Annotated in this window: 23 protein-coding genes; 7 read left to right on the forward strand and 16 right to left on the reverse strand. The window is 32.7% G+C overall.

All coding sequences use genetic code 11. From position 1 onward, the window contains the following. Nucleotides 1-289 precede the first annotated feature (289 nt). The 4 genes from recA (at nucleotide 290) to IEV77_RS02450 (ending at nucleotide 4,096) form a co-directional block, all read left to right on the forward strand. Nucleotides 290-1,297, forward strand: coding sequence for a recombinase RecA (gene recA, locus IEV77_RS02435; RefSeq protein ID WP_188461496.1), 1,008 nt, complete (start codon nucleotides 290-292; stop codon nucleotides 1,295-1,297). Between the two features lie 91 nt (nucleotides 1,298-1,388). Then, complete coding sequence (locus IEV77_RS02440) at nucleotides 1,389-1,787, forward strand: hypothetical protein (protein ID WP_229736560.1); 399 nt, start codon at nucleotides 1,389-1,391, stop codon at nucleotides 1,785-1,787. A 27-nt stretch (nucleotides 1,788-1,814) separates the two neighbouring features. Further along, nucleotides 1,815-2,357: an RNA polymerase sigma factor gene (locus IEV77_RS02445; protein WP_188461498.1), complete on the forward strand. Its 543-nt coding sequence runs from the start codon at nucleotides 1,815-1,817 to the stop codon at nucleotides 2,355-2,357. Further along, a complete protein-coding gene (locus IEV77_RS02450) occupies nucleotides 2,357-4,096 on the forward strand; it encodes an outer membrane beta-barrel protein (RefSeq protein WP_188461500.1) in 1,740 nt (579 codons plus the stop codon). Before IEV77_RS02445 ends, IEV77_RS02450 begins: the two co-directional genes overlap by 1 nt. Before the next feature lie 91 nt (nucleotides 4,097-4,187). Here the strand turns inward: IEV77_RS02450 and IEV77_RS02455 are convergent, their stop codons facing one another. Beyond that, entirely contained in the window at nucleotides 4,188-4,922 is a 735-nt protein-coding gene (locus tag IEV77_RS02455) for a lysophospholipid acyltransferase family protein (RefSeq protein WP_188461502.1), read from the reverse strand. 116 nt (nucleotides 4,923-5,038) lie between these two features. Between IEV77_RS02455 and trpS the strand changes: the two genes are divergently transcribed. Continuing rightward, on the forward strand, nucleotides 5,039-6,007 hold the full coding sequence (gene trpS, locus IEV77_RS02460) for a tryptophan--tRNA ligase (protein ID WP_188461504.1): 969 nt from the start codon (nucleotides 5,039-5,041) through the stop codon (nucleotides 6,005-6,007). Nucleotides 6,008-6,151: 144 nt separating this feature from the next. Here trpS and dprA read toward each other — a convergent pair whose 3' ends face one another. After that, entirely contained in the window at nucleotides 6,152-7,255 is a 1,104-nt protein-coding gene (dprA, locus tag IEV77_RS02465; RefSeq protein ID WP_188461506.1) for a DNA-processing protein DprA, read from the reverse strand. A gap of 104 nt (nucleotides 7,256-7,359) precedes the next feature. Here dprA and IEV77_RS02470 point away from each other — a divergent pair, with 104 nt between their 5' ends. Further along, on the forward strand, nucleotides 7,360-8,298 hold the full coding sequence (locus IEV77_RS02470; protein WP_188461512.1) for an HU domain-containing protein: 939 nt from the start codon (nucleotides 7,360-7,362) through the stop codon (nucleotides 8,296-8,298). A gap of 366 nt (nucleotides 8,299-8,664) precedes the next feature. Further along, nucleotides 8,665-9,174: an acyl-CoA thioesterase gene (locus IEV77_RS02475; protein ID WP_188461514.1), complete on the forward strand. Its 510-nt coding sequence runs from the start codon at nucleotides 8,665-8,667 to the stop codon at nucleotides 9,172-9,174. Between the two features lie 60 nt (nucleotides 9,175-9,234). On the opposite strand, the gene IEV77_RS02480 is transcribed toward IEV77_RS02475, so the two are convergent. The 14 genes from IEV77_RS02480 to atpH all read right to left on the reverse strand — a co-directional run bounded on the left by IEV77_RS02480 (nucleotide 9,235) and on the right by atpH (nucleotide 21,253). Further along, nucleotides 9,235-9,792 carry a hypothetical protein gene (locus IEV77_RS02480; protein WP_188461516.1) on the reverse strand — a complete coding sequence of 186 codons (558 nt, stop codon included), beginning with the start codon at nucleotides 9,790-9,792 and terminating at the stop codon, nucleotides 9,235-9,237. Then, nucleotides 9,780-9,986, reverse strand: a complete 207-nt coding sequence (locus IEV77_RS02485) for a hypothetical protein (RefSeq protein WP_188461518.1) — start codon at nucleotides 9,984-9,986, stop codon at nucleotides 9,780-9,782. The genes IEV77_RS02480 and IEV77_RS02485 overlap by 13 nt, the downstream gene beginning before the upstream one ends. 170 nt (nucleotides 9,987-10,156) lie before the next feature. Beyond that, a complete protein-coding gene (locus IEV77_RS02490) occupies nucleotides 10,157-11,395 on the reverse strand; it encodes a murein hydrolase activator EnvC family protein (protein ID WP_188461520.1) in 1,239 nt (412 codons plus the stop codon). Further along, nucleotides 11,396-12,175 (reverse strand): lipoprotein insertase outer membrane protein LolB1, encoded by a 780-nt coding sequence (gene lolB1 / locus IEV77_RS02495; protein WP_188461522.1) that lies wholly within the window; start codon nucleotides 12,173-12,175, stop codon nucleotides 11,396-11,398. Continuing rightward, nucleotides 12,175-13,536 (reverse strand): tetratricopeptide repeat protein, encoded by a 1,362-nt coding sequence (locus tag IEV77_RS02500; protein ID WP_188461524.1) that lies wholly within the window; start codon nucleotides 13,534-13,536, stop codon nucleotides 12,175-12,177. Before IEV77_RS02500 ends, lolB1 begins: the two co-directional genes overlap by 1 nt. A 176-nt stretch (nucleotides 13,537-13,712) precedes the next feature. Further along, entirely contained in the window at nucleotides 13,713-14,732 is a 1,020-nt protein-coding gene (locus IEV77_RS02505) for a sugar phosphate nucleotidyltransferase (RefSeq protein ID WP_188461526.1), read from the reverse strand. Nucleotides 14,733-14,771: 39 nt separating this feature from the next. Continuing rightward, the gene (locus IEV77_RS02510; RefSeq protein WP_188461528.1) at nucleotides 14,772-15,086 is read right to left on the reverse strand and encodes a GIY-YIG nuclease family protein; all 315 of its coding nucleotides are present in this window, start codon (nucleotides 15,084-15,086) and stop codon (nucleotides 14,772-14,774) included. A 36-nt stretch (nucleotides 15,087-15,122) separates the two neighbouring features. Next, the gene (gene dut, locus IEV77_RS02515) at nucleotides 15,123-15,557 is read right to left on the reverse strand and encodes a dUTP diphosphatase (RefSeq protein ID WP_188461530.1); all 435 of its coding nucleotides are present in this window, start codon (nucleotides 15,555-15,557) and stop codon (nucleotides 15,123-15,125) included. A gap of 35 nt (nucleotides 15,558-15,592) precedes the next feature. After that, nucleotides 15,593-17,056 carry an oligosaccharide flippase family protein gene (locus IEV77_RS02520; protein WP_188461535.1) on the reverse strand — a complete coding sequence of 488 codons (1,464 nt, stop codon included), beginning with the start codon at nucleotides 17,054-17,056 and terminating at the stop codon, nucleotides 15,593-15,595. A 59-nt stretch (nucleotides 17,057-17,115) separates the two neighbouring features. Next, on the reverse strand, nucleotides 17,116-17,622 hold the full coding sequence (locus tag IEV77_RS02525) for a hypothetical protein (protein ID WP_188461537.1): 507 nt from the start codon (nucleotides 17,620-17,622) through the stop codon (nucleotides 17,116-17,118). A gap of 126 nt (nucleotides 17,623-17,748) precedes the next feature. Beyond that, entirely contained in the window at nucleotides 17,749-18,609 is an 861-nt protein-coding gene (atpG, locus tag IEV77_RS02530) for an ATP synthase F1 subunit gamma (protein ID WP_188461539.1), read from the reverse strand. Nucleotides 18,610-18,638: 29 nt separating this feature from the next. Beyond that, nucleotides 18,639-18,974: a four helix bundle protein gene (locus IEV77_RS02535; RefSeq protein ID WP_188461541.1), complete on the reverse strand. Its 336-nt coding sequence runs from the start codon at nucleotides 18,972-18,974 to the stop codon at nucleotides 18,639-18,641. Between the two features lie 109 nt (nucleotides 18,975-19,083). Next, entirely contained in the window at nucleotides 19,084-20,664 is a 1,581-nt protein-coding gene (gene atpA, locus IEV77_RS02540; protein ID WP_188461543.1) for a F0F1 ATP synthase subunit alpha, read from the reverse strand. A 52-nt stretch (nucleotides 20,665-20,716) separates the two neighbouring features. Further along, on the reverse strand, nucleotides 20,717-21,253 hold the full coding sequence (gene atpH, locus IEV77_RS02545; RefSeq protein WP_188461545.1) for an ATP synthase F1 subunit delta: 537 nt from the start codon (nucleotides 21,251-21,253) through the stop codon (nucleotides 20,717-20,719). Between the last annotated feature and the right edge of the window lie 4 nt (nucleotides 21,254-21,257).

Below are 21,257 nucleotides of genomic sequence, written 5' to 3' on the forward strand. Positions count from 1 at the left end.
AACATTACTACGAGTTAACCTCCATCGGCTTTACAGTTGCTATTTATAAATATAGCAACTGAAACACCTTTTGAGTAAATACATTTTTTAAAAAATTTCATAGTCTCTACACTTTTAGTTTGAACTAATCATTTGTTTAAGTGAGCGATTCTTTTTCTTTTTCACAGTTAAAATTTTCCCACTTTATATAGTAGATGCAGAAAGTATGAAAAGGTTGCGTGATAAAATTGTAAAGTGAAAAAAGAAGTAGTATTTTAGCATCACTTTTACAAGATAAAATTATAGAGAAATGAGCAACGAGAAAGAAGCAAAATTAAAGGCACTAAAACTTACTTTAGATAAATTAGATAAGGCGTACGGAAAAGGTACAGTAATGAAAATGAGCGATCAAGCTGTTGTAGATATTGAAGCTATTTCATCTGGATCTTTAGGATTGGATATTGCTTTAGGCGTTGGAGGTTATCCAAGAGGTCGTGTAATAGAAATTTATGGACCAGAATCTTCAGGAAAAACAACCTTAACATTACATGCTATTGCCGAAGCTCAAAAAGCTGGTGGTATTGCCGCATTTATTGACGCAGAACATGCTTTCGATAGAACATACGCAAAAAACTTAGGTGTTGATATTGATAATTTAATTATTTCACAACCAGATAACGGGGAACAAGCCTTAGAAATTGCAGATAATTTAATTCGCTCTGGCGCCATCGATATTGTAGTAATTGACTCTGTTGCCGCTTTAACACCAAAAAGTGAAATTGAAGGTGAAATGGGAGATTCCAAAATGGGACTTCATGCACGTTTAATGTCTCAAGCTTTAAGAAAACTAACAGCTTCAATTAGCAAAACCAATTGTACGGTTATTTTTATTAACCAATTACGTGAAAAAATTGGAGTGATGTTTGGAAACCCAGAAACTACTACTGGTGGAAACGCATTGAAATTTTATGCCTCTGTACGTTTAGATATTAGACGATCTACACAAATTAAAGAAACTGATGGTAATGTTACTGGTAACAAAACCAGAGTAAAAGTTGTTAAAAACAAAGTAGCTCCACCATTTAAAATGGCAGAATTTGATATTATGTATGGAGAAGGTATTTCTAAAGTTGGAGAGATTTTAGATATAGCCGTCGAATTTGAAATCATTAAAAAAAGTGGTTCCTGGTTTAGTTATGGCGAAACCAAATTAGGCCAAGGGCGAGATGCTGTTAAAGCTTTGATAAAAGACAATCCAGAACTTCAAGACGAACTGGAGAAAAAAATTAAAGATCAGCTAAAAGCTAATAAAGAATAAACCTTAAAATCCCGAACATTTCGGGATTTTTTATTTTCTCACGCAACCTTTTCATACTTTCTGCATCTACAGAGTAAATATGTATTTTTTAATGAAGAAATTTGTTGCTTACTGCTTGTTGGTTCTTTTCATTTTTTCTTGTAGTGTTAGCGATGACAGCGCACCGCAATTCTATAATGAATTTTTACCTATTGAAAGCACTAATTTGCCAGATCAATTTCATTTTGGTGATACCTATGAAATTACTTTAACATATATTAGACCAACTTCCTGTTATGCTTTTAATAGCATTTATAAAGAACAAGTCGTCAATGAAATTACATTAGCAATTGTTGCCAATGTAGCTTTGGGAACTAACAATTGTGAATCGTTAAATGAAGAGATGGAAATTTCTTTCAATTTAACAGCAAATCGTAATGGTCCCTATATTTTTAAATTATGGCAAGGACAAGATAATTATATGATTATTGAAGTTCCAGTAATAGAGTAAAACTTTGTTAATTTAATACACAATTATTTGAGTTTAAAACTACTCATACAAAAATGTAGTAATAATGATACGAAAGCACAAGCAGAACTATATCAACTCTTTTCGGGTAAATTGTTTTCTGTTTGCCTAAAGTATTGTAAAAATTACGCTGAAGCAGAAGATAATCTGCAGGATTCTTTTGTGACTATTTTCAGCAAAATATCACAGTATAAAAATATAGGATCATTTGAAGGTTGGCTAAAACGAATAACCATTAACACAGCTTTACAACGCTACAGAAATCAAGGTGTTTTTGAAATTATTGACGACTCTAATATTGAAGATGTAGAAGTAACTATTGAAGAAGATGATATTTCTCTAGAATTTCTATTACATATAATCCAAGAATTACCAGACCGTTATAGATTGGTTTTTAACCTTTATGTATTAGATGGTTACTCCCATAAAGAGATAGCAGACTTGTTAAAAATAACAACTGGCACCTCAAAATCTAACTTAGCAAGAGCTAGAAAGATTTTAAAAGATAAAATTGAAGATTACAAAATAAGATTAAACACGCATAGCTTGTAATGAGTGATAAAAAACATATAGATAGAATTTTTCAGGAAAAATTCAAAGATTTTGAAGCAACACCAAGCCCAAAGGTTTGGCAGGATATTCAAGCAAAGCTCAACCAACCTGAAAAAGAACGAAAGAGAATAATCCCTTTTTGGTTTAAAGTTGCAGGAATTGCGGCCTTACTCCTTTTATTTCTAACGGTTGGCGGTTTATTAGTCAATAATAATACAGGTAATACAACAAATACAAAGGTTGTAGACATTGAAAATATTTCGGGAGACAGTATAAATTCATCAAATGAGACCTTTAACAATTCAAGTATAACAAACAAGTCAATTACTGAAACCAATCCAGAAAATTTAGAGAATTCAAATTCTGAATCTCAAGAAGCAACTAATAGTTTAAATAATTCAAATGTTACAGAAATAGCTTCAGAAGAAACCGGAGAGCAATCTCAAGAAAAATCTCTCAACAATATAAATAATAAGGTTTCTAAAAATAGTATTATTAATCCTTCAGCTTCTTCGGTTAATTCTGACACACGAATTACTGAAAATTCGTCTTCAAAGGATAAATTGAATTCCGATGAAAAAACTACTGAATTCATCACTAAAAATCCTAGTGGAGCTGAAAATAATAACACTAACCCTTCAGTTTCTGAAAATAGAAATGACACCCGCATTACTCAGAACACGAACATTAAGAACCACGTGAATTCAGATGAAAATGGGACTATAATCAATCCTAATAACCCAAGTACCAATAAAAATAATCTTGCTGACAACACCTCTGAGATTAACAATAGCAAAAGTGTTTCGAATGTAGATAATTCGGAATTAAACAAAACCTATACAGACAAGCAATTACAAGAATTAAACAATCGTACTGCAGAAAATACGATTGCAGAAAAAGAAAATACAGACGCCAACATTGAAGAAACTATAGAGGAAGAGCTAAACAAAATAGATCTTACTATAGAGGAAGCTATTGCGGCCAACCAAGATCTTATTGAAGAAGAGAAAGATGAAATAATAAACAGGTGGCAAGTATATGCTAATATTGCGCCTGTTTATTATAATTCGATGGGAAAAGGTTCGCAAATTGATGCACAGTTTGATAACAACTCTAAAACTGGGGAAGTTAATACCAGTTATGGCGTAAATGTTAGTTACAATGTCAACAAAAAATTATCCATCCGAACAGGCTTGAGTTCGCTAAATTTAAGTTACGACACAAACGACGTTATGTTATATCAAAGTATAGCAAGTACTGGTTCTGCTCCAAGTGCTTTGAGAAACATCGATTTATCTGAAGGAAACGAGACGCTTACAGCTATAAGTGCAGAAAATTTAAGTGTTGCACAAATAGATAATTCTTTAAGCCCAAATTCGAATGCGGCTATTAGTCAGCGTATAAGTTATTTCGAAATACCAATGGAATTAAATTATAGAATTGGAAACAATAAAGTAGGCTTAAATTTGATAGCTGGTTTTAGTTCGTTTATTTTAGATGGCAATGAAGTCTATTCTGAATTGAAAGATGAAAAAACTTATATAGGTGAAGCTAACAATATAAACAGCATGAGTTTTAGCACGAATTTTGGACTTGGATTCGACTATAAATTTTCAGAAAAAGTAAAGTTCAACTTAGAGCCTACCTTTAAATATCAGTTAAATGCGTTTGAAAATACATCTGGAAGTTTCAACCCCTATATTATAGGTATTTACACAGGTTTAAGTTACAAATTTTAGTTTTTTATTGATTGGATTTATTTGTAATTCTGATATAAAGAATAACAAAGACAATCTTAAAAAAGTTACTCTGTGCCATGAGTAACTTTTTTTATTGGTTATTTTCTAAGGTCTTTAAAATAACTGCTTTGGCTTTACTGTTCAGCTCTTTAGTATCCTTAATAGTTAAGCCTTCGGTTTCAATAAATGGATGAATTTTAGCTCGCATTCTTCCTGGTCCACCACTAAAAAAGGTATAAGAGAAACGTTTTTTATTATCTAAAAACGTCATTGGAACAACAGGAATTTGATGATTAATGGCCAACCTAAAAGCACCATCTTTGAAGGTGTCCAGAAAAACATCTTCTTCTGGAACGCCTCCTTCAGGAAAAATACAGATACTTGCTCCTTGTTTTAATCTATTTTGCGCTCTTAAAAAAACAGCTTTACGACTTCTTTCTGAAGTTCTATCTACCAAAATACAGGTTCGTTTATAGAAAAATCCAAATAAAGGGATTTTGGCTAACTCTTGTTTTCCAACAAAAACGAAAGGATTTTTGACCGAAACTAGCATCAGCATAATATCTGCCATGGAAGTATGATTGGCGACAAACATGTAACTTTTGTTTGGATCTGGAGTTTCTTCACGTTCAATTTTCCAAACAAAACCCATTCCACATAAAATGAATTTCGCCCAAAATCGAGCAATTTTAAAATAATATGGATACCAAGACTCCTTTAATATGGTTATAAAGAGAATTGGGAAAAGAACTATAATTGGAAGTGCAACAAGGATGTAGAACCAAATGCGATATAAAATCCAAAATAAATACTTAAATATCTTCATAAGAGCCAAAACTAGTTAAATTTATTGAGCTATTGTATCAAAAAAATTACCTTTGTGCTTTGTAAAAAAATTTAGACGAACTAATTAAAAAGATTTCTGCTTTCGCAGGAAATATTATGGCAAGAATTTTAACAGGCATTCAAAGTACAGGAACACCACATTTAGGAAATATTTTAGGCGCATTAATCCCAGCTATCAATATGGCTAACAACCCTAATAACGACTCCTTTTTGTTTATTGCAAATCTACACACCTTAACTCAAATTAAAGACGCAGCTCTTTTACGTAGCAATACCTATTCTACGGCGGCTACTTGGCTAGCATTTGGTTTAGACGTTGAAAAAACAGTGTTTTACAGACAAAGCGATATTCCTCAAGTAACAGAATTGTCCTGGTATTTAAGTTGCTTTTTCCCATATCAACGATTAACACTTGCGCATGGTTTTAAAGATAAAGCGGATAGATTAGAGGATGTAAACGCAGGATTATTTACATATCCAATGCTTATGGCTGCAGATATTTTAGTTTATGATGCTGAAATTGTTCCTGTTGGAAAAGACCAGTTACAGCATATAGAAATGACTCGAGATGTTGCTTCACGTTTTCATGCTAAAATGGGTGAAACATTTGTTATCCCTGAAGGTAGCATTCAAGAAAACATCATGATTGTGCCTGGAACTAATGGTGGAAAAATGAGTAAGAGTCAAGGAAATATCATCAATATTTTTCTAGACGATAAAAAACTTAGAAAGCAAATTATGACTATTGAAACAGATAGTACAGCTCTTGAAGAACCTAAGGATTGGAGTACATGTAACTGTTTTGCTCTATATAACTTATTGGCTTCTGAAGAACAAATTAAGGCCATGAAAGCTAATTACGAAAATGGCAATTATGGTTACGGTCACGCGAAGCAAGCCCTTTTCGAATTAATTGTTGAAAAATTTGCTTCAGAACGTGAACGCTATCATTATTACATGAATAATTTAGAAGAAATTGATAGACTTTTAGCCATAGGAGCAGAAAAAGCCACCTTGGTAGCTAATGATGTTTTAAAACGTGTTCGTGAAAAAGTAGGATACTAAATTTTATTTCATAAAACAAATTCCAAAAATAAAATTCCAAACTCCATAACCTACAAAGTTTCAATCTAACCCGCAAGGTTTTTAGAACCTTGTAGGTTTCATAACATGAACTATACATTCCTGCCTTCGCAGGAATGACTGTTTTTAAATAATTTCAAAGAGTTTTCCAGGTAAAGGTCTAACCACACCTTTAAGTTCCATATTCAACAAAACGCCGGCCATTTTATAAGTTGGCATGTTACATTCTAAGGCTATAAAATCTAATAGTTGTTTGTCCTTATCTTTTAGATAATTGAAAACCACTTTTTCATCGTCCGTCAATTCTACAAACAATTGTTTTTGTACAGGTGCTTTTTTAAGATCTTCCAATTCCCAATTCAGTATATATGGAATATCCAACGGATTAGAAAGCACATGCGCTTTTTGAAATTTAATTAGATTATTACAACCCAAACTCTGGCTATCTGTTACGCGGCCCGGAACAGCAAATACATCTCTGTTATAAGAATTGGCAATATCTGCAGTTACCAAACTACCACCTTTTTCGGCAGATTCTATCACAATAGTTGCTTCACTTAGACCAGCAATTACCCGATTTCGTTTTAAAAAATTGTTTCTATCAAAGGGAGCAGAACTCCAGAAATCAGTAAAAAAGCCTCCGTTTTTTTCTACATCAGCCACATACTTTATATGCGTTTTTGGATAAATCTGATTTAAGCCATGAGCTAAACAACCAATGGTTTGTAAGTTATTATTCATGGCGGCTTTTTGAGCCGTAATGTCTGTTCCATAAGCAAATCCAGAAACGATTACCGGATTAAAAATAGCTAATTCTTCAATTAATTTGTTACAAAAAGCAATTCCATAAGTCGTAATTTTCCTTGTGCCAACCACACTAATAATGCGTTGCTTTTTGAGATTGATATTTCCAGATTGAAACAATAAAATAGGACTATCAATACAATGTTTTAATTTTTCGGGATAATCGGCATCTGCAAAATATAAAGTGCTAATATTATTTTCTTGAATGTATTTTAATTCTTCTTCGGCTGCCGTAAAGTGACTTTTACTGTATAAATCTCTAATTACCAAGCTTCCAATCCCATCGATTTTGAGTAAATTCTGCTTTTTTTCATTAAAAATAGCATCCACAGAACCACAATGCGAAATCAACTTTTTAGCTGTTATATCGCCTATGTTAGGAACATGTTGCAAAGCTAATATGGATAGTAAACTATTTTCTTTCATTTTAATAATTTGAAAATGAGACTACAAGTAAAGCATTTTTATGATGTTAATAAATAGTTATGCCGAATTTTTGTTCGCATTTAAAAATTATTAACTTTGTTTCTATGCAACTAGAATCCTACATAAGCGACTTACTATATAGATATGAATGTGTTACAGTTCCTGAATTTGGAGCTTTTTTAACGCAACGCGTTTCGGCAACCATTCATGAGTCTACAAATGCCTTTTATCCTCCAAAAAAGAAATTATCTTTTAACGAGCAAATTCAAACAAATGATGGCATTTTAACCCACTATATTGCTGATGTAGAAAAAATTCCTTTTGAAGAAGCTTCAAAAAAGATTGAAAAACGCGTTAAAGCTTTAAAATCTTATCTAACAGAAGGAGAAACCATTTCTTTTGATAGTATTGGGGAGCTTTCATTAAATAACGATGGCAAGATTATTTTCGAGCCTTCCTATCATTTAAATTATTTGACCGATGCTTTTGGCTTATCTCAGTATGTATCTCCTTCAGTAAGTAGAGAAGTTTACAAAGAAGAAGTTCAAGAAATCGAAAAAGTAATTCCAATTGCATTTACTCCCGAAAGACGCAAATCTAGAGGGTATTTAAAATATGCTGCAGTTGCAGTAATAGCATTAACTCTTGGTGGTTTTGTTGCTTCAAACTATTATGTAGAAAACATCAACTCTCAAAACCAAATAGCTCAAGAAGAAGCCAATTTACAACTTGAAAGTAAAATTCAAGAAGCTACTTTTGTTATTGAAAATCCGCTTCCTGCGGTGACTTTAAATGTTACAAAGAAGGTTGGTAATTATCATCTTATTGCTGGAGCTTTTAGAGTAGAAGAAAACAGTGATAAAAAAGTAAAAGAACTGAAAGCTTTAGGCTATGATGCCAAGAAAATTGGTGTAAACAAATACGGTTTACACGAAGTTGTTTATGCTAGTTATCAAGATCGTACGGATGCCTTAAACGCTTTAAGAGAAGTGAAAAGCTCGCATAATGCAGCTGCTTGGTTGTTGGTGAAGGAATTGGATTAATTTTTTGTCATTCAGAGGGTAACTGTCATTCAGAGCGAAGCGAAGAATCTATCGTTTTTCAATAACTCAATCTAATACATTCCTCCTCATTCCTGCTACTCTCAATGACCGCGTCGAAATGACCATGTCATTCAGAAGGAGTTCCGATAATTATCGGATAACTGAAGAATCTATCGAAATTTAAAAGATTCCTCGACCTTTTCGGCTAGACCCAATTATCAAGTCAAAATGACCTTGAAAAGTAAAATAATCATTGAGATTCTTCGCACCAATTCTTGAGGCTCTAAATGACAAAATTTTCATAATTCATAAGTCTAAAATCTAAAATGGGCTTACCTTTGCATTTCATTTAAAAAATGTCAATCCATGTCCGTGAAAACGCCTGAACAATCTAGAACCATCATGACAGACTTAGTGCTGCCAAGTGAGACCAATCCATTAAACAATTTATTTGGTGGCGAATTACTAGCTAGAATGGATCGTGCGGCAAGTATTGCTGCTAGAAGACACAGCAGACGTATTGTGGTTACAGCTTCTGTAAACCATGTGGAATTTAATCGTGCTGTTCCTGTAGGGTCTGTAGTTACGGTTGAAGCTAAAGTATCTCGTGCTTTTAGAAGTTCTATGGAAATCTACTTGGACGTTTGGATTGAAGACAGAGAATCTGGACAAAAAACCAAAGCCAACGAAGCTATTTATACTTTTGTAGCTGTTGATGAAACTGGACGACCTATAGAAGTTCCTGAAATTACTCCTGAAACCGAATTAGAAAAAGAACGTTTTGAAGGTGCTTTAAGACGTAAGCAGTTGAGTTTGGTGCTTGCTGGGAAAATGAAACCTAGCGATGCTACTGAATTGAAGGCTTTGTTTGTTTAAAAAATAAAAAAACACCTCAACTAAGAAATTAAGATGAGGTGCTTTTTTAAATTTAGGTTATCACCATTTTTCTTTTTTTACTGTTTCAGTAATTTCCCAATTATCTTTCTTTCTTTCTAGGTAAACTACATAAGCTTGTCCCCAAAGCGCACTTCTACTTACTCCAAAATAAATTTTACAACTATCTCTGGTAGAATTAAATTCTAAATTAGTAAAACGATATAATAGATCATATTCCTTCCAATCTTTAGAATTTTTGAGCAACACGGTATCCGCTAAAACAATTTTGTTATGACTCCTTTCAATTATATTTTTTAATACTTCATTATTAATAATAACTTTTCTCTCTTTTTCACCTACTTCCAAATTTTTAATTACAGGGTAAATTGCAACTGTCATTTTAATATTCTTTAAGGAATCTATTACTTCAGCAATTTGTTCAAAAACAAGAGAGTCTTCAATCATCTTAGGTAAAGGTGGTAAAGGCACACTAAATTCCTTAACTAGTAAACTTATTACTTTAGATAATTGCTGTTCATCTTTTTTATCAGAATTATTGCAAGAAGATAAGGTTACGGAAAAAACCAAGCTAAAAATTATCCTATTTATTCGTTGCATACTTCTATATTTTCATTTGTTATTTGTCTTAATTCTGAATAATAAATAGATTCAGATTGGGTTAAGGTACCTGTGTAATTATAATCACTTCTTAATCCATCCCAAGCATAATCTTTATAATAATCGATAGCATATCTATTGTTATCGAATAACCTAAGAGCATCAGCTATTGGATTTACATAATTTAATATCATATACTGTTCGTTATTCTGTCATTCAGAGCAGAGCGAAGAATCTGAAAACCTTAAAAATCTTTCAACATTAATTAAAAGTTTCTTGCTTTAACTATGCGGAAATTTGGTAGAACTTAAATACTGTTTTTTGAACCAAAAAAGAATAAGATTCCTGCCTTCTCAGGAATTTGTTACATTTTAAAAATCCAATCGGCTGGATTTTGAGTGGCACTGTCTTTAAAGATACTAAAGCTTAAAATGGTTTCTTTGTTAGAAGGGTTTGTAAATACTTGTCCTATTTCTTGTTTGGTAGTTACGTTGTCTCCTTTTTTAACATACACTTTCGAAAGGTTTTTATAAACCGTTACATAATTACCATGTTGTATTAAAACCGAAAGATTTCCATGCTTTATTGCTTGAACAGCCAATACTTTTCCATTAAACACGGCACGAATTGGTGCACCTTCTTCCGTAGCAATACGAACCCCATTACTTTGTATCATAACAGATGTTACCACTGGATGTGGTTGTTTTCCATAACGAAGTTTTACAACACCTTTTTCTACTGGCCAAGGGAGCTTTCCTTTACTGGACACAAAATTATCTGCTAATATTTTATCTTCTGGCGTTAATGCAAAACCTGTTGAAGCGGCGCTAGAAGTTGCTGGAGCCCCTTTCTTTTTATTAGATTCGGCAATAGCGTCACGGATAATTTTTTCAATTTCTCGATCGATTTTATCTGCTTCGTTTTGCTTTTGTCTAATCTGTGCTGTATAATTATTTAAGTTTTTATTGATGGAAGTCATCAAACTTTGTTGCTCCTGTAAATCGGATTCAAGGGCTTTTTGCGCCACTCGGTTATCGTTAATAAGCTTTTGTTTGTCTTCTTTTTGTTTTAACAAAGCCGTGTTCGTTTCTTGTAATTGAACTGTTTTAATTTTTATGGCTTCACCTTGTTCTTTTTGATATGCCGCATACTGATTGATGTACTGCACACGTTTATAAGCCTGCTGAAAATTACTAGACGATAACAAAAACATCACTCTGCTTTGTTCACTTTTACTTTTATAAGAGGTAACAATCATTTTTGCGTAATTGTCTTTAAGGGTTTGAAGCTCGTCTCTTAATTCGGTAATTTTCTTTTGATTAGTGTTTATTTCCCTAGTCAATAAATTGGCTTGCTGATTGGTTACTTTAATCAGGTTTTGACGCACACTAACCTTATAACTTATATCTTCAATAAGTGAGGTTTGAGATTTTTTCTGGGATTTATTTTTGAAAAGTAAATCGTTTATTTGCTTGATTTCTCTACTAAGTTCCTGACGACGTTCTTCTAACTCTTGCTGTTTTTTACTTTGCGAAAATCCAACAAAACTACTTAAAGTGAAGACTAGTAGGAATAAGTATTTTAATATGTTTTTGTACCCCATTTATTTTAAGACTATTTCTTCAAATCCTGATGGTATGCTAAAAGGATATCTTAAATCTTGGTTCAAAGATACAGATTTGAATTCCATTTCTATAACAGTTTCTTTGTCTCCTTCTAACACATTTATTTTAATGTTCTCTGGCAAGCTTTGCTTATCTACTTCCTGATAACTTAAATAATCTATTTGAAGAAATCTCGCTTCAGTAGTTTGAGCCAGTTGTTGTGAATCTATTTTAAACTGAATGGGATTGATTAGGTAAAACAATTCGAAAAGTGCTAATTGTTCTTTAGGTTGAAACAGGTATTTTTCATTATTTACAGACATGCTATAATCTGTTTTGTTTAAAGGAAACAATGGGTTCCCTAATAATAGATTTTGTACTTTTTCGAAATCTAAATCGGTTCCAAGAATCTCACTTAAAAAGCTGAAATTACCATCAAAATAGGTATTATCTAACTTGTTATAAAAACTTACCTTTTCTGGAGTAATCATCACTCTAATGATGTTAAACGACGAACTTATCCAAATAATCTGATCTTTCAACATTCTATAAGAAACCGTGTGCGTTTGCGAATCGTCGCCTTGAGAATAAGCAATTCTAACCTTAGCCTGTAAGGTTTTAAAATCTGGGGCGGTTTTGTGGTTTTCCTTGATAACCTCTTTTGAAGATAAACTCAAGTTTGCAGTGCCGTCTGAAGCTACCTTAGTGGATTTGCAACCAGTAAAAAATAAAATGAGTAATCCTAAAACAACGGATTTTATATAGGTTGATGTATTCATTAATTTGTAAGTTCTAACTGTTTGGCTTTATCACTAAACGTATTGGCTTTGGTAGTATTGTTTAACAAAGTATAAGCCAAACTAAGTTGTTTGTAAAAATCGACTTCCATTTTAGGGTCGTCAATAATATAATCGAGGCCAGTTTCTAGAACGTCAACAGCCTGTTTCGACTTATTAAGTTTATTTAATGCCACCCCATTTACCAAGTATAATAAGGGTTGTGAAGGGTATTTTAACAAGGCCGTTTCGCTTTTAGTAATGGCTTCATTATAATGTTCTAAGTCAATCTCTAGAAGCAACACATTTTTTAAAACGGTGAAATTATCTGAATCTATTTTTAAAGCTTCATTAAAGTATTCCAAGGCTTTTGGCTTATCTCCTTTCGCTAAATAATATTGCGCTAATTCTATCTGACTTTTTTCGTTTGTATCGTCTAAAGTAAAACTGGTAGCTTCAACCAAATCCTGTTCGTATTGTGGGTTTTCAGCGACAAATTTCACAAAATCTGTTAAAACCATCATTTTAGCTTCTGGCTTAATTTGCGGACTTTGCATAACAATTTTCATAGATGCAATGGCCTGCTCTGGATTATTATCTTCCAAATAAAACTTATAAAGTGCTAAGTGAACCAGTTGTGAATTAGGCTTTAATTCTAATAATTTTTTTGCAGTCTCGTATGCTTTTACTTTATCGTTGTTTTCGCTATATCTAAAAATTAATGCTAGATAGTTTGATTCTTCATCTGGATGATCAACCACACGTTCCTCCAGGTTCTCTATTTGATCCTTTTTACGCCCTGTTGCCGCATAGATTTGATTTCGCATTAAATCTCTAGAAGGTGTGATGCCTTGTTCTTTATCCAATTCATCCAAAATCTCAAGCGCTTCGTTATAATCTTTAGACTTAAAATACAACATGGCTAAATCTTCTTTATAATCTGGATGATATTTAACGAGCTGTTTAACCGTTTTAATGGCTTTGTCGTAATCGTTTTGTTGTGCGTATACTTCGTAAAGCTCATCCAAATACCATTCGTTTTCTGGTTCTGCTTTTACGGCTTTCTTTAAAGCATCTTCGGCGGCACCAAAGTTTTTTAAGAGATTGTAATTTTTACCTAATTCATAATAAAAAACCGATTGCGATTTATCAAGCTCTACACACTGTAAAAGAGCAGTAACAGCGCGATCATAATTTTCAATTCCCTTTTGTTTTATGGCTTCAAAAAATAATTCTTGGGTTCTGTCTTCAACGTCACCTAAGTCGTCGTCTGGCGTTTTATTAAAATCTACTTGCGCATAGATTGCCTGTGGAGTGAAAATCATTCCGAAGAAAAAAATGAGGATGTAGATTTGTTTTTTCATAAATGCCTGCGAAAGCAGGTATCTTAGGGTTATTTTTAAATTTATTCTAATTTATGCTCGATTCCTTAAACAATCTGTCGATTCATATTTAAAAAAGCGTTTAGCTTGTTTGTCTGTTTATAAATGTTCCAAAATTTTTGTCTACTTTTTATGAGATTCCTGCTTTCGCAGGAATTCTACTCTAATACTGAATAATCTCCAATACTAACTTTTGTGAAATCACCAACGTATTTTACGTGATTCCCAATCATGGCTTCGTCTAAATTAGCATTTTTAATAGAAGTATGGCTTTGTATTAAGCTATTTTTAACGGTTGAAGCTTCAATCGTACAATTGTTTCCAATGGATACATTTGGCCCAATCGTTGCGTTTGTTAAGACTACATTTTCGCCAATAAAGCAAGGTTCTATAATGGTTGAATTAGTGTTTGTAACCGATGAAGCAATAAGTTGTTCTTCTCCATCTGCTTTTAAAAAGCCTAACATTCTTGTATTGGTTTCAATAGTGACTGGTTTGTTACCACAGTCCATCCACTCATCGACAGTTCCAGTTTTAAAAACCTTTCCTTTTGCCATCATGCCTTTAATACCATCGTTAATCTGGTATTCGCCACCGTTAATGATGTTGTTATCCAAGACATGTTGCAATTCTTCTTTTAAAACGGCTACATCTTTAAAGTAATAAATTCCTATAACAGCTAAATCGCTTACAAAGGTTTCTGGTTTTTCAACCAATTCTATAATCTCGTTATTAGCATTTAACTTAACAACTCCAAAAGCTTCAGGTTTATCTACTTGTTTCACCCAAATTACGGCATCTGCTTCAGGGTCTAAATTGAAATCGGCTCTAATTAGCGTATCTGCATAAGCAATTACGGCTGGACCAGAAAGCGATTCTTTGGCACACATAATGGCGTGACCTGTTCCTAAAGGTTGGTCTTGACGATAGATTGTAGCTTTTGCATTTAGGCTTTTTGCCAAGTCTTTTAGGCTTGAAACAACATCGTCTCCAAACCAAGCTGGATCTCCAAGAATAAAGGCAATTTCATCTATGGGTTGGTCTAAAACTTTTACAATATCCTTTACTAACCTATGGACAATAGGTTGTCCAGCAACCGGAATTAAAGGTTTTGGTACTGTTAAACTATGTGGACGTAGACGAGAACCTCGTCCTGCCATTGGTACTATTATTTTCATACGAGTGCCTGCGAAAGCAGGTATCTATTAATTATTAAACTAAAATCTTAATTTATTATTATTAAATTTCCAGTTGATACTTAAATCGGACCAACTAGGATTCATGTCTTCTATTAATTCAATTTTCCAATCACGCTTCCACTTTTTAAAATTTCTTTCTCGCTTTTCGGCTTCGATTCCGTTTTCAAACTCTTCAAAATATATTAATTTATCACAATTATATCTAGCTGTAAAAGCATTTGGATGAATTTTAAGCTTGTGTTCTTTGACTCTTTCCTCAATATTATTTGTAACTCCAATATATAAAACACCATTTGGCTTGTTTGTCATGATATAGACGTACCAGTGTTTCATAATTTTCGATTTAGAGATTCCTGCCTTCGGAGGAATTTATTTAACGCCTGTACTCCCAAAACCACCTTCACCTCTAGAGGTTTCAGAAAGTTCTTCGACAGAAATCCATTCAGCACGTTCATGTTTAGCGATGACTAATTGTGCAATACGCTCTCCATTTTCTATAGTAAAATCTTCATTTGAAAGGTTGACAAGAATCACACCAATTTCACCTCTGTAATCTGCATCTACTGTTCCAGGGGCATTTAAAACGGTAATTCCCTTTTTAGCGGCTAAACCACTTCTTGGTCTTACTTGTGCCTCAAAACCTATAGGTAATTCTATAAAAAGTCCTGTCCCTACAATACTTCGTTCTAAAGGTTTTAGTGTTCTAGATTGAGATAAGTTGGCTCTTAAATCCATTCCTGCAGATGCTATGGTTTCATAGTTTGGTAACGCGTGTCTGGATTTGTTGATTATCTTTATTTGCATAATTTAAGATTCTTCGTTTTATTCTGAATGATAGATTAACTTCTTTTTAATATTTGTTTCAATTCATTTTTTTCCGAATAAAAAACAATACCCAAAAATACAATTAACATCGAGATTCCTATAACATAATTCTCCCTAAAATGATAAAAAGAAATGACAGACATGCTCATGGAAAGCATTAAATAAACTCCTATTTTTTTCAAATTATAAGGAATAGGATAATATTTTCTACCATAATAATAAGATAAAAACATCATTAAGCTATAAGCCACAAGAGTTGCAACTGCAGATGCTTTGTAACCATAACTCTTAATAAAAACTAAGTTTATAATTAGTGTAACTGCAGCACCAATTATAGAAATATAAGCTCCAAACTTTGTTCTGTCTGTTATTTTATACCAAACTGAAAGGTTGTGATAAATCCCTAAACATAAATTTGCCATTAATATAATTGGAACTACCCACATAGCTTCCCAATAGGCCTCGCTTCTTACAATAAGATGTTTTAAAACATCGGCAAAAACAACCACACTTAATAAAATTATTGAGCCAAAAGCAACAAAAAATTCTAAAATTTTAGCATAATTTTTTTGTGGATTATTGCTTTTAGAATGACTAAAAAAGAAAGGCTCAATACCTAATTTATAAGCTGTAACAAAAAGCGTCATAAAAACCGCTATTTTATAGCAAGCTGAATACATTCCAATTTGAGTTTCAGCTATATCTGGAGGTAATAACCTATCAAGTAAAATACGATCAAATGTTTCGTTTATGGAAAATGCTATTCCAGCTATTAATACAGGAAAGGCATAACGGAACATCGATTTCCACAAAGTTACATCGAACTTATACTTAATTTTAGTATAGAAAGATATAAGTAGAAGCAGTGTTACTGCGCTTGCAACAAGGTTGGCAATAAAAATATAACTGACCTCAAAATTGGGAATATATATTTTTTGAAAAAAAGAATTATCAATAGCCAAATTCTTTAAAGACAATAAAAAGAATAGATTAAGAACTAAGCTAATAACAACATTTAAAATTTTAATTAATGCATAACGCATGGGTTGTTGAGTAGCTCTTAACCAAGCAAATGGAATAATAACTAAAGCGTCTAGCAGTAAAATCCAAATAACTAAATTTATATACTTTGCTTCTATATGAATTAAAGAGGCTATTTGATTTTGGAAAATTAGAGCTAAAACAAAAAATAATAATGACGATATTATTAATGCTATTGCAGACGTACTTATAACCTTGTTGGTATCTTCATCTTTATTAAAAAATCTAAAAAAGGCTGTTTCCATGCCATAGGCTAAAATGACATTAAAGAGCACAAAATAAGAGAAGATAACTGAAACCTTACCATATTCTGCAACAGAGGATAGTACCCCTTCTGTTGTATAAAGTGGTACCAATAAAAAACTTAACATTCGTGGTAGCACCGTTGCTAATCCATAAATAAAAGTTTGTTTAAACAGAGATTTTAAAGTACTCAAGTGCTAGTTTTTGGTCCGCTAAATATACAGTTTTATAAGACGCCATACAACCAATTAAATTATGGTTGCCTTGGTGGAGCAGATGGGTATTCTTCGCGAGATTTTTCAACAAGGTTTTTTACTTTAAGATATTTGGTTGTATTTTTCTCTATATAACTTATAACACATTCGTTATTGTCTAGTTTAAATGGATCATTAGCTTCTTTTAAAGGCGTTTTGTTGCTAAACTCATCTTTATCTCTATTACTCATTATAACGTCTTCACGTTGATTTAAATCGGTTTTAAAACTAGCCAGATACCCAATTTTACCGATTTCCATTTTTGCTTTATAACCTCTAAAAAAAACGGAATCGAAAACCACATGATTTTTATTTGAAACAACATTAATTATCATATGTATTCCAGAACCACCTCCTTGAACACCTGCGAACCAAGTTTGGTAACTTACTTGTCCCAATTCGAAAGACGCTTGTTCTTGAAGCTTTTGCGCGCTAGAACAATGTGTAAAGCTTATAATGATCCCGATTATTGATAAGACTGCAAAAATTTGCTTTTGTAATTTCATTCTATTCTTAATTATGGTTTTATAAAGATACTAAATCAAATAGTGTTCCATAAAAAAACCTCACTTTAAAAGTGAGGTTTTGGTTTTTATATTATAAGATTCTTCGCTTACGCTCTGAATGACAGATTAATTATTAAGTGCTTCTGCTCCACCAACAATCTCAAGGATCTCGTTAGTAATAGAAGCTTGACGTGCTTTGTTGTAAGTTAATTTTAACTGATCTCTTAATTCTGTTGCGTTATCTGTTGCTTTGTGCATGGCAGTCATACGCGCACCATGTTCTGAAGCAAAAGAATCTCTAATTCCTTTATATAATTGAGTTTTTAAAGATTTAGGAATTAATTGCTCAACGATTTCAATTTTTGAAGGTTCAAAAATATAATCTAAGTTTACATTAGCGTCAGCTTCAACAGGAACAATTGGTAAAAATTGTTCAGTCATGATTTCTTGAGTAGCCGCATTTTTAAATTTGTTGTAAACAATTACAATTTTATCGTAATCGCCAGCAACAAACATATCCATAAGGGATTGCGCTATTTCAGCAACATTATCGAAGGTTAAATCTTCATAAACATCACTTTCATTAGCAATAACCTTATTGGTCTTTTTAAAAGCATCATTTGCTTTTTTACCAATAGCTAAATAAGAAACCTCTTGATTAGCATATGTGTTTTTAGCTAATTTGTTTACTTCCTTAATGATGTTAGAATTGAATGCACCACATAAACCTCTATTAGAAGTAATAGCAACAATAAGTACATTTTTCACTTCTCTTTGGTCTGAAAATTTACTTCCAGAATCTGCATCTAAAGTGGCACTTAAACTTTGTAAAAGTTGCGTTAACTTATCAGCATAAGGACGCATGTCGGTAATAGCATCTTGTGCCTTCTTTAATTTTGCAGCCGATACCATTTTCATGGCACTAGTGATCTGCATGGTTGAAGATACCGATGATATTCTGTTACGTATTTCTTTTAGATTAGCCATAAAACTAGTTGTGAGTTATGAGTGCAGAGTTATGAGTTTTTGATAATTGCTACCAATATTCTTATTAGCTCTTCACACTTATTCTTCATTTCTTTTGGTACTTTCCTTCCAGTTGCTTCAAGAATCTCTAACCAATAAATGGTTTCATCTGCTTCCTTTATTGCAATACCAAATTTATTTTTAAAATCCTTTTTACTAACTCCTCTTTGAGCTTCTCTTGTATTGGCACCAATACTCGTTCCACTTTTAAGTAATTGAGAAGCTAACTCAAAATCTTTATTTTCTTTTAATTTATCACAATAAATAACTATTTCACAAGCAAATTCGAAACTCTTAATTCTAATAGGACTTTCGGTTAAACCCATTTCTTTTAGCTATTAGTGTCGAATTATGAGTTTAGAGTTGTGTTTTTATTTCACTGTTAAAAATATGAGTAAGAAAAACTCATAACTCTAAACCCATAACTCTTCACTCTTATGCTCTATATTTCCCTGATAAATCTTTAGCTACAGCTGTTAAAACATCTGTAACCTCATCAGTTAATTTACCTGCTTTTAAAGTAGCTAAAACATCGCTATGTTTTGCTTTTAAGAAACCTAAATAATCTCTTTCAAATTCTTTTACTTTTTCAACAGGAACGTCTCTTAATAAGTTTTTAGATCCAGCATAAATAATAGCTACTTGATCTTCCACTTTAAAAGGATCGTTTTGTGCTTGTTTTAAAATCTCAACGTTACGCTTCCCTTTGTTAATTACATTTAAAGTTACAGCGTCTAAATCTGATCCAAATTTCGCGAAAGCTTCTAACTCACGATATTGAGCTTGATCCAGTTTTAAAGTACCTGATACTTTTTTCATGGATTTAATCTGAGCATTACCACCAACACGAGATACAGAAATACCTACGTTAATTGCTGGACGAACCCCAGAGTTAAATAAATCTCCATCTAAGAAGATCTGACCATCTGTAATAGAAATTACGTTTGTTGGAATATATGCTGAAACGTCACCTGCTTGCGTTTCAATAATAGGTAAAGCTGTTAAAGATCCACCACCTTTTACGATTCCTTTAATAGAATCTGGAAGGTCGTTCATGTCTTTAGCAATTTCATCGTTATTGATAATTTTTGCAGAACGCTCTAATAATCTAGAGTGTAAGTAAAATACATCTCCAGGATATGCTTCACGTCCCGGTGGACGACGTAATAATAAAGAAACCTCACGGTAAGCAACTGCTTGTTTTGATAAATCATCAAATACAATTAAAGCTGGTCTACCAGTATCTCTAAAATACTCTCCAATAGATGCTCCTGTAAAAGGTGCATAAACTTGCATTGCAGCAGGATCTGATGCATTTGCAGCGACTATAGTAGTATAAGCTAAAGCTCCTTTTTCTTCAAGAGTTTTAGCAATTAAAGCTACTGTTGATGCTTTTTGCCCAACAGCAACATATATACAATAAACAGGGTTACCTGCTTCGTAAAATTCTTTTTGATTTAAAATAGCGTCAATACAAACAGCTGTTTTACCAGTTTGTCTATCACCAATAACCAACTCACGTTGTCCTCTACCAACTGGAATCATTGCATCAATTGCTTTAATTCCTGTTTGTAATGGTTCAGTAACTGGCTCTCTAAAAATAACACCAGGAGCTTTACGCTCTAAAGGCATTTCGTAAGTTTTACCAGAGATTGGTCCTTTACCATCAATAGGGTTTCCTAAAGTATCTACCACACGACCAACAATACCTTCACCTACTTTAACAGATGCGATACGTTCCGTACGTTTTACTGTAGAACCTTCTTTTACTCCTACTGAAGTTCCTAATAATACAATACCAACATTATCTTCTTCAAGATTTAGTACAATACCTTCTAGGCCACCGTCAAATTCTACCAACTCCCCATATTGAGCGTTAGCTAATCCGTAAGCTCGTACAATACCATCACCTACAGTTAATACAGTTCCAACTTCGTCTAATGTAGCTCCTGCTTCAAAACCTGAAAGTTGTTGTTTTAAGATTGCTGAAATTTCAGCTGGTTTTACTTCTGCCATTTTTATAAAGTATTAAGTATTTGGTATAAATATTAGCACCAAATCTGTATATTTAATTTAATGTAAATTCTCTTTTTAATTTATCTAATTTGTTTGCAATACTTGCATTGTATTGAATATCTCCAACACGTAGTATGAAACCACCTAAAATGCTTTCGTCCACAATGCTTTTTAATTCAACATCTTTTCCTGTAAGCTCTTTCACTTTAGCTAAAACCTTAACTCTTAACTCGTCTGTTAAAGGTACTGCTGTTGTAACTTGAGCAATTTGAGTTCCAGTTAATTCATCAAATAAAAGGTTGTATTTTAAAGCAACTTCGTTTAAAAGTGGCAATCTTTTATTTGTAATTAAAGTATCAATTAAATTTTTAGTGATTTCATTAGAGTCATTAAAAACTTCCAATAAAACATTTTTTTTAATTGAAGAACTCACTACAGGACTTTGAAGCATACTTTTTAAGTCTGTGCTTTCTGCAAAAGTTTTAGTTATTAGCTTCATATCATTATTAACAACCTCAGTTGTATTTTTATCTGATGCTAAGCTTAAAACTGCTTTTGCGTAACGTATTGCTGCTCTTGCTCCTGCCATTATA

This window comes from Xanthomarina arctica (assembly GCF_014638915.1).
GTDB classification, from domain to species: domain Bacteria; phylum Bacteroidota; class Bacteroidia; order Flavobacteriales; family Flavobacteriaceae; genus Xanthomarina; species Xanthomarina arctica.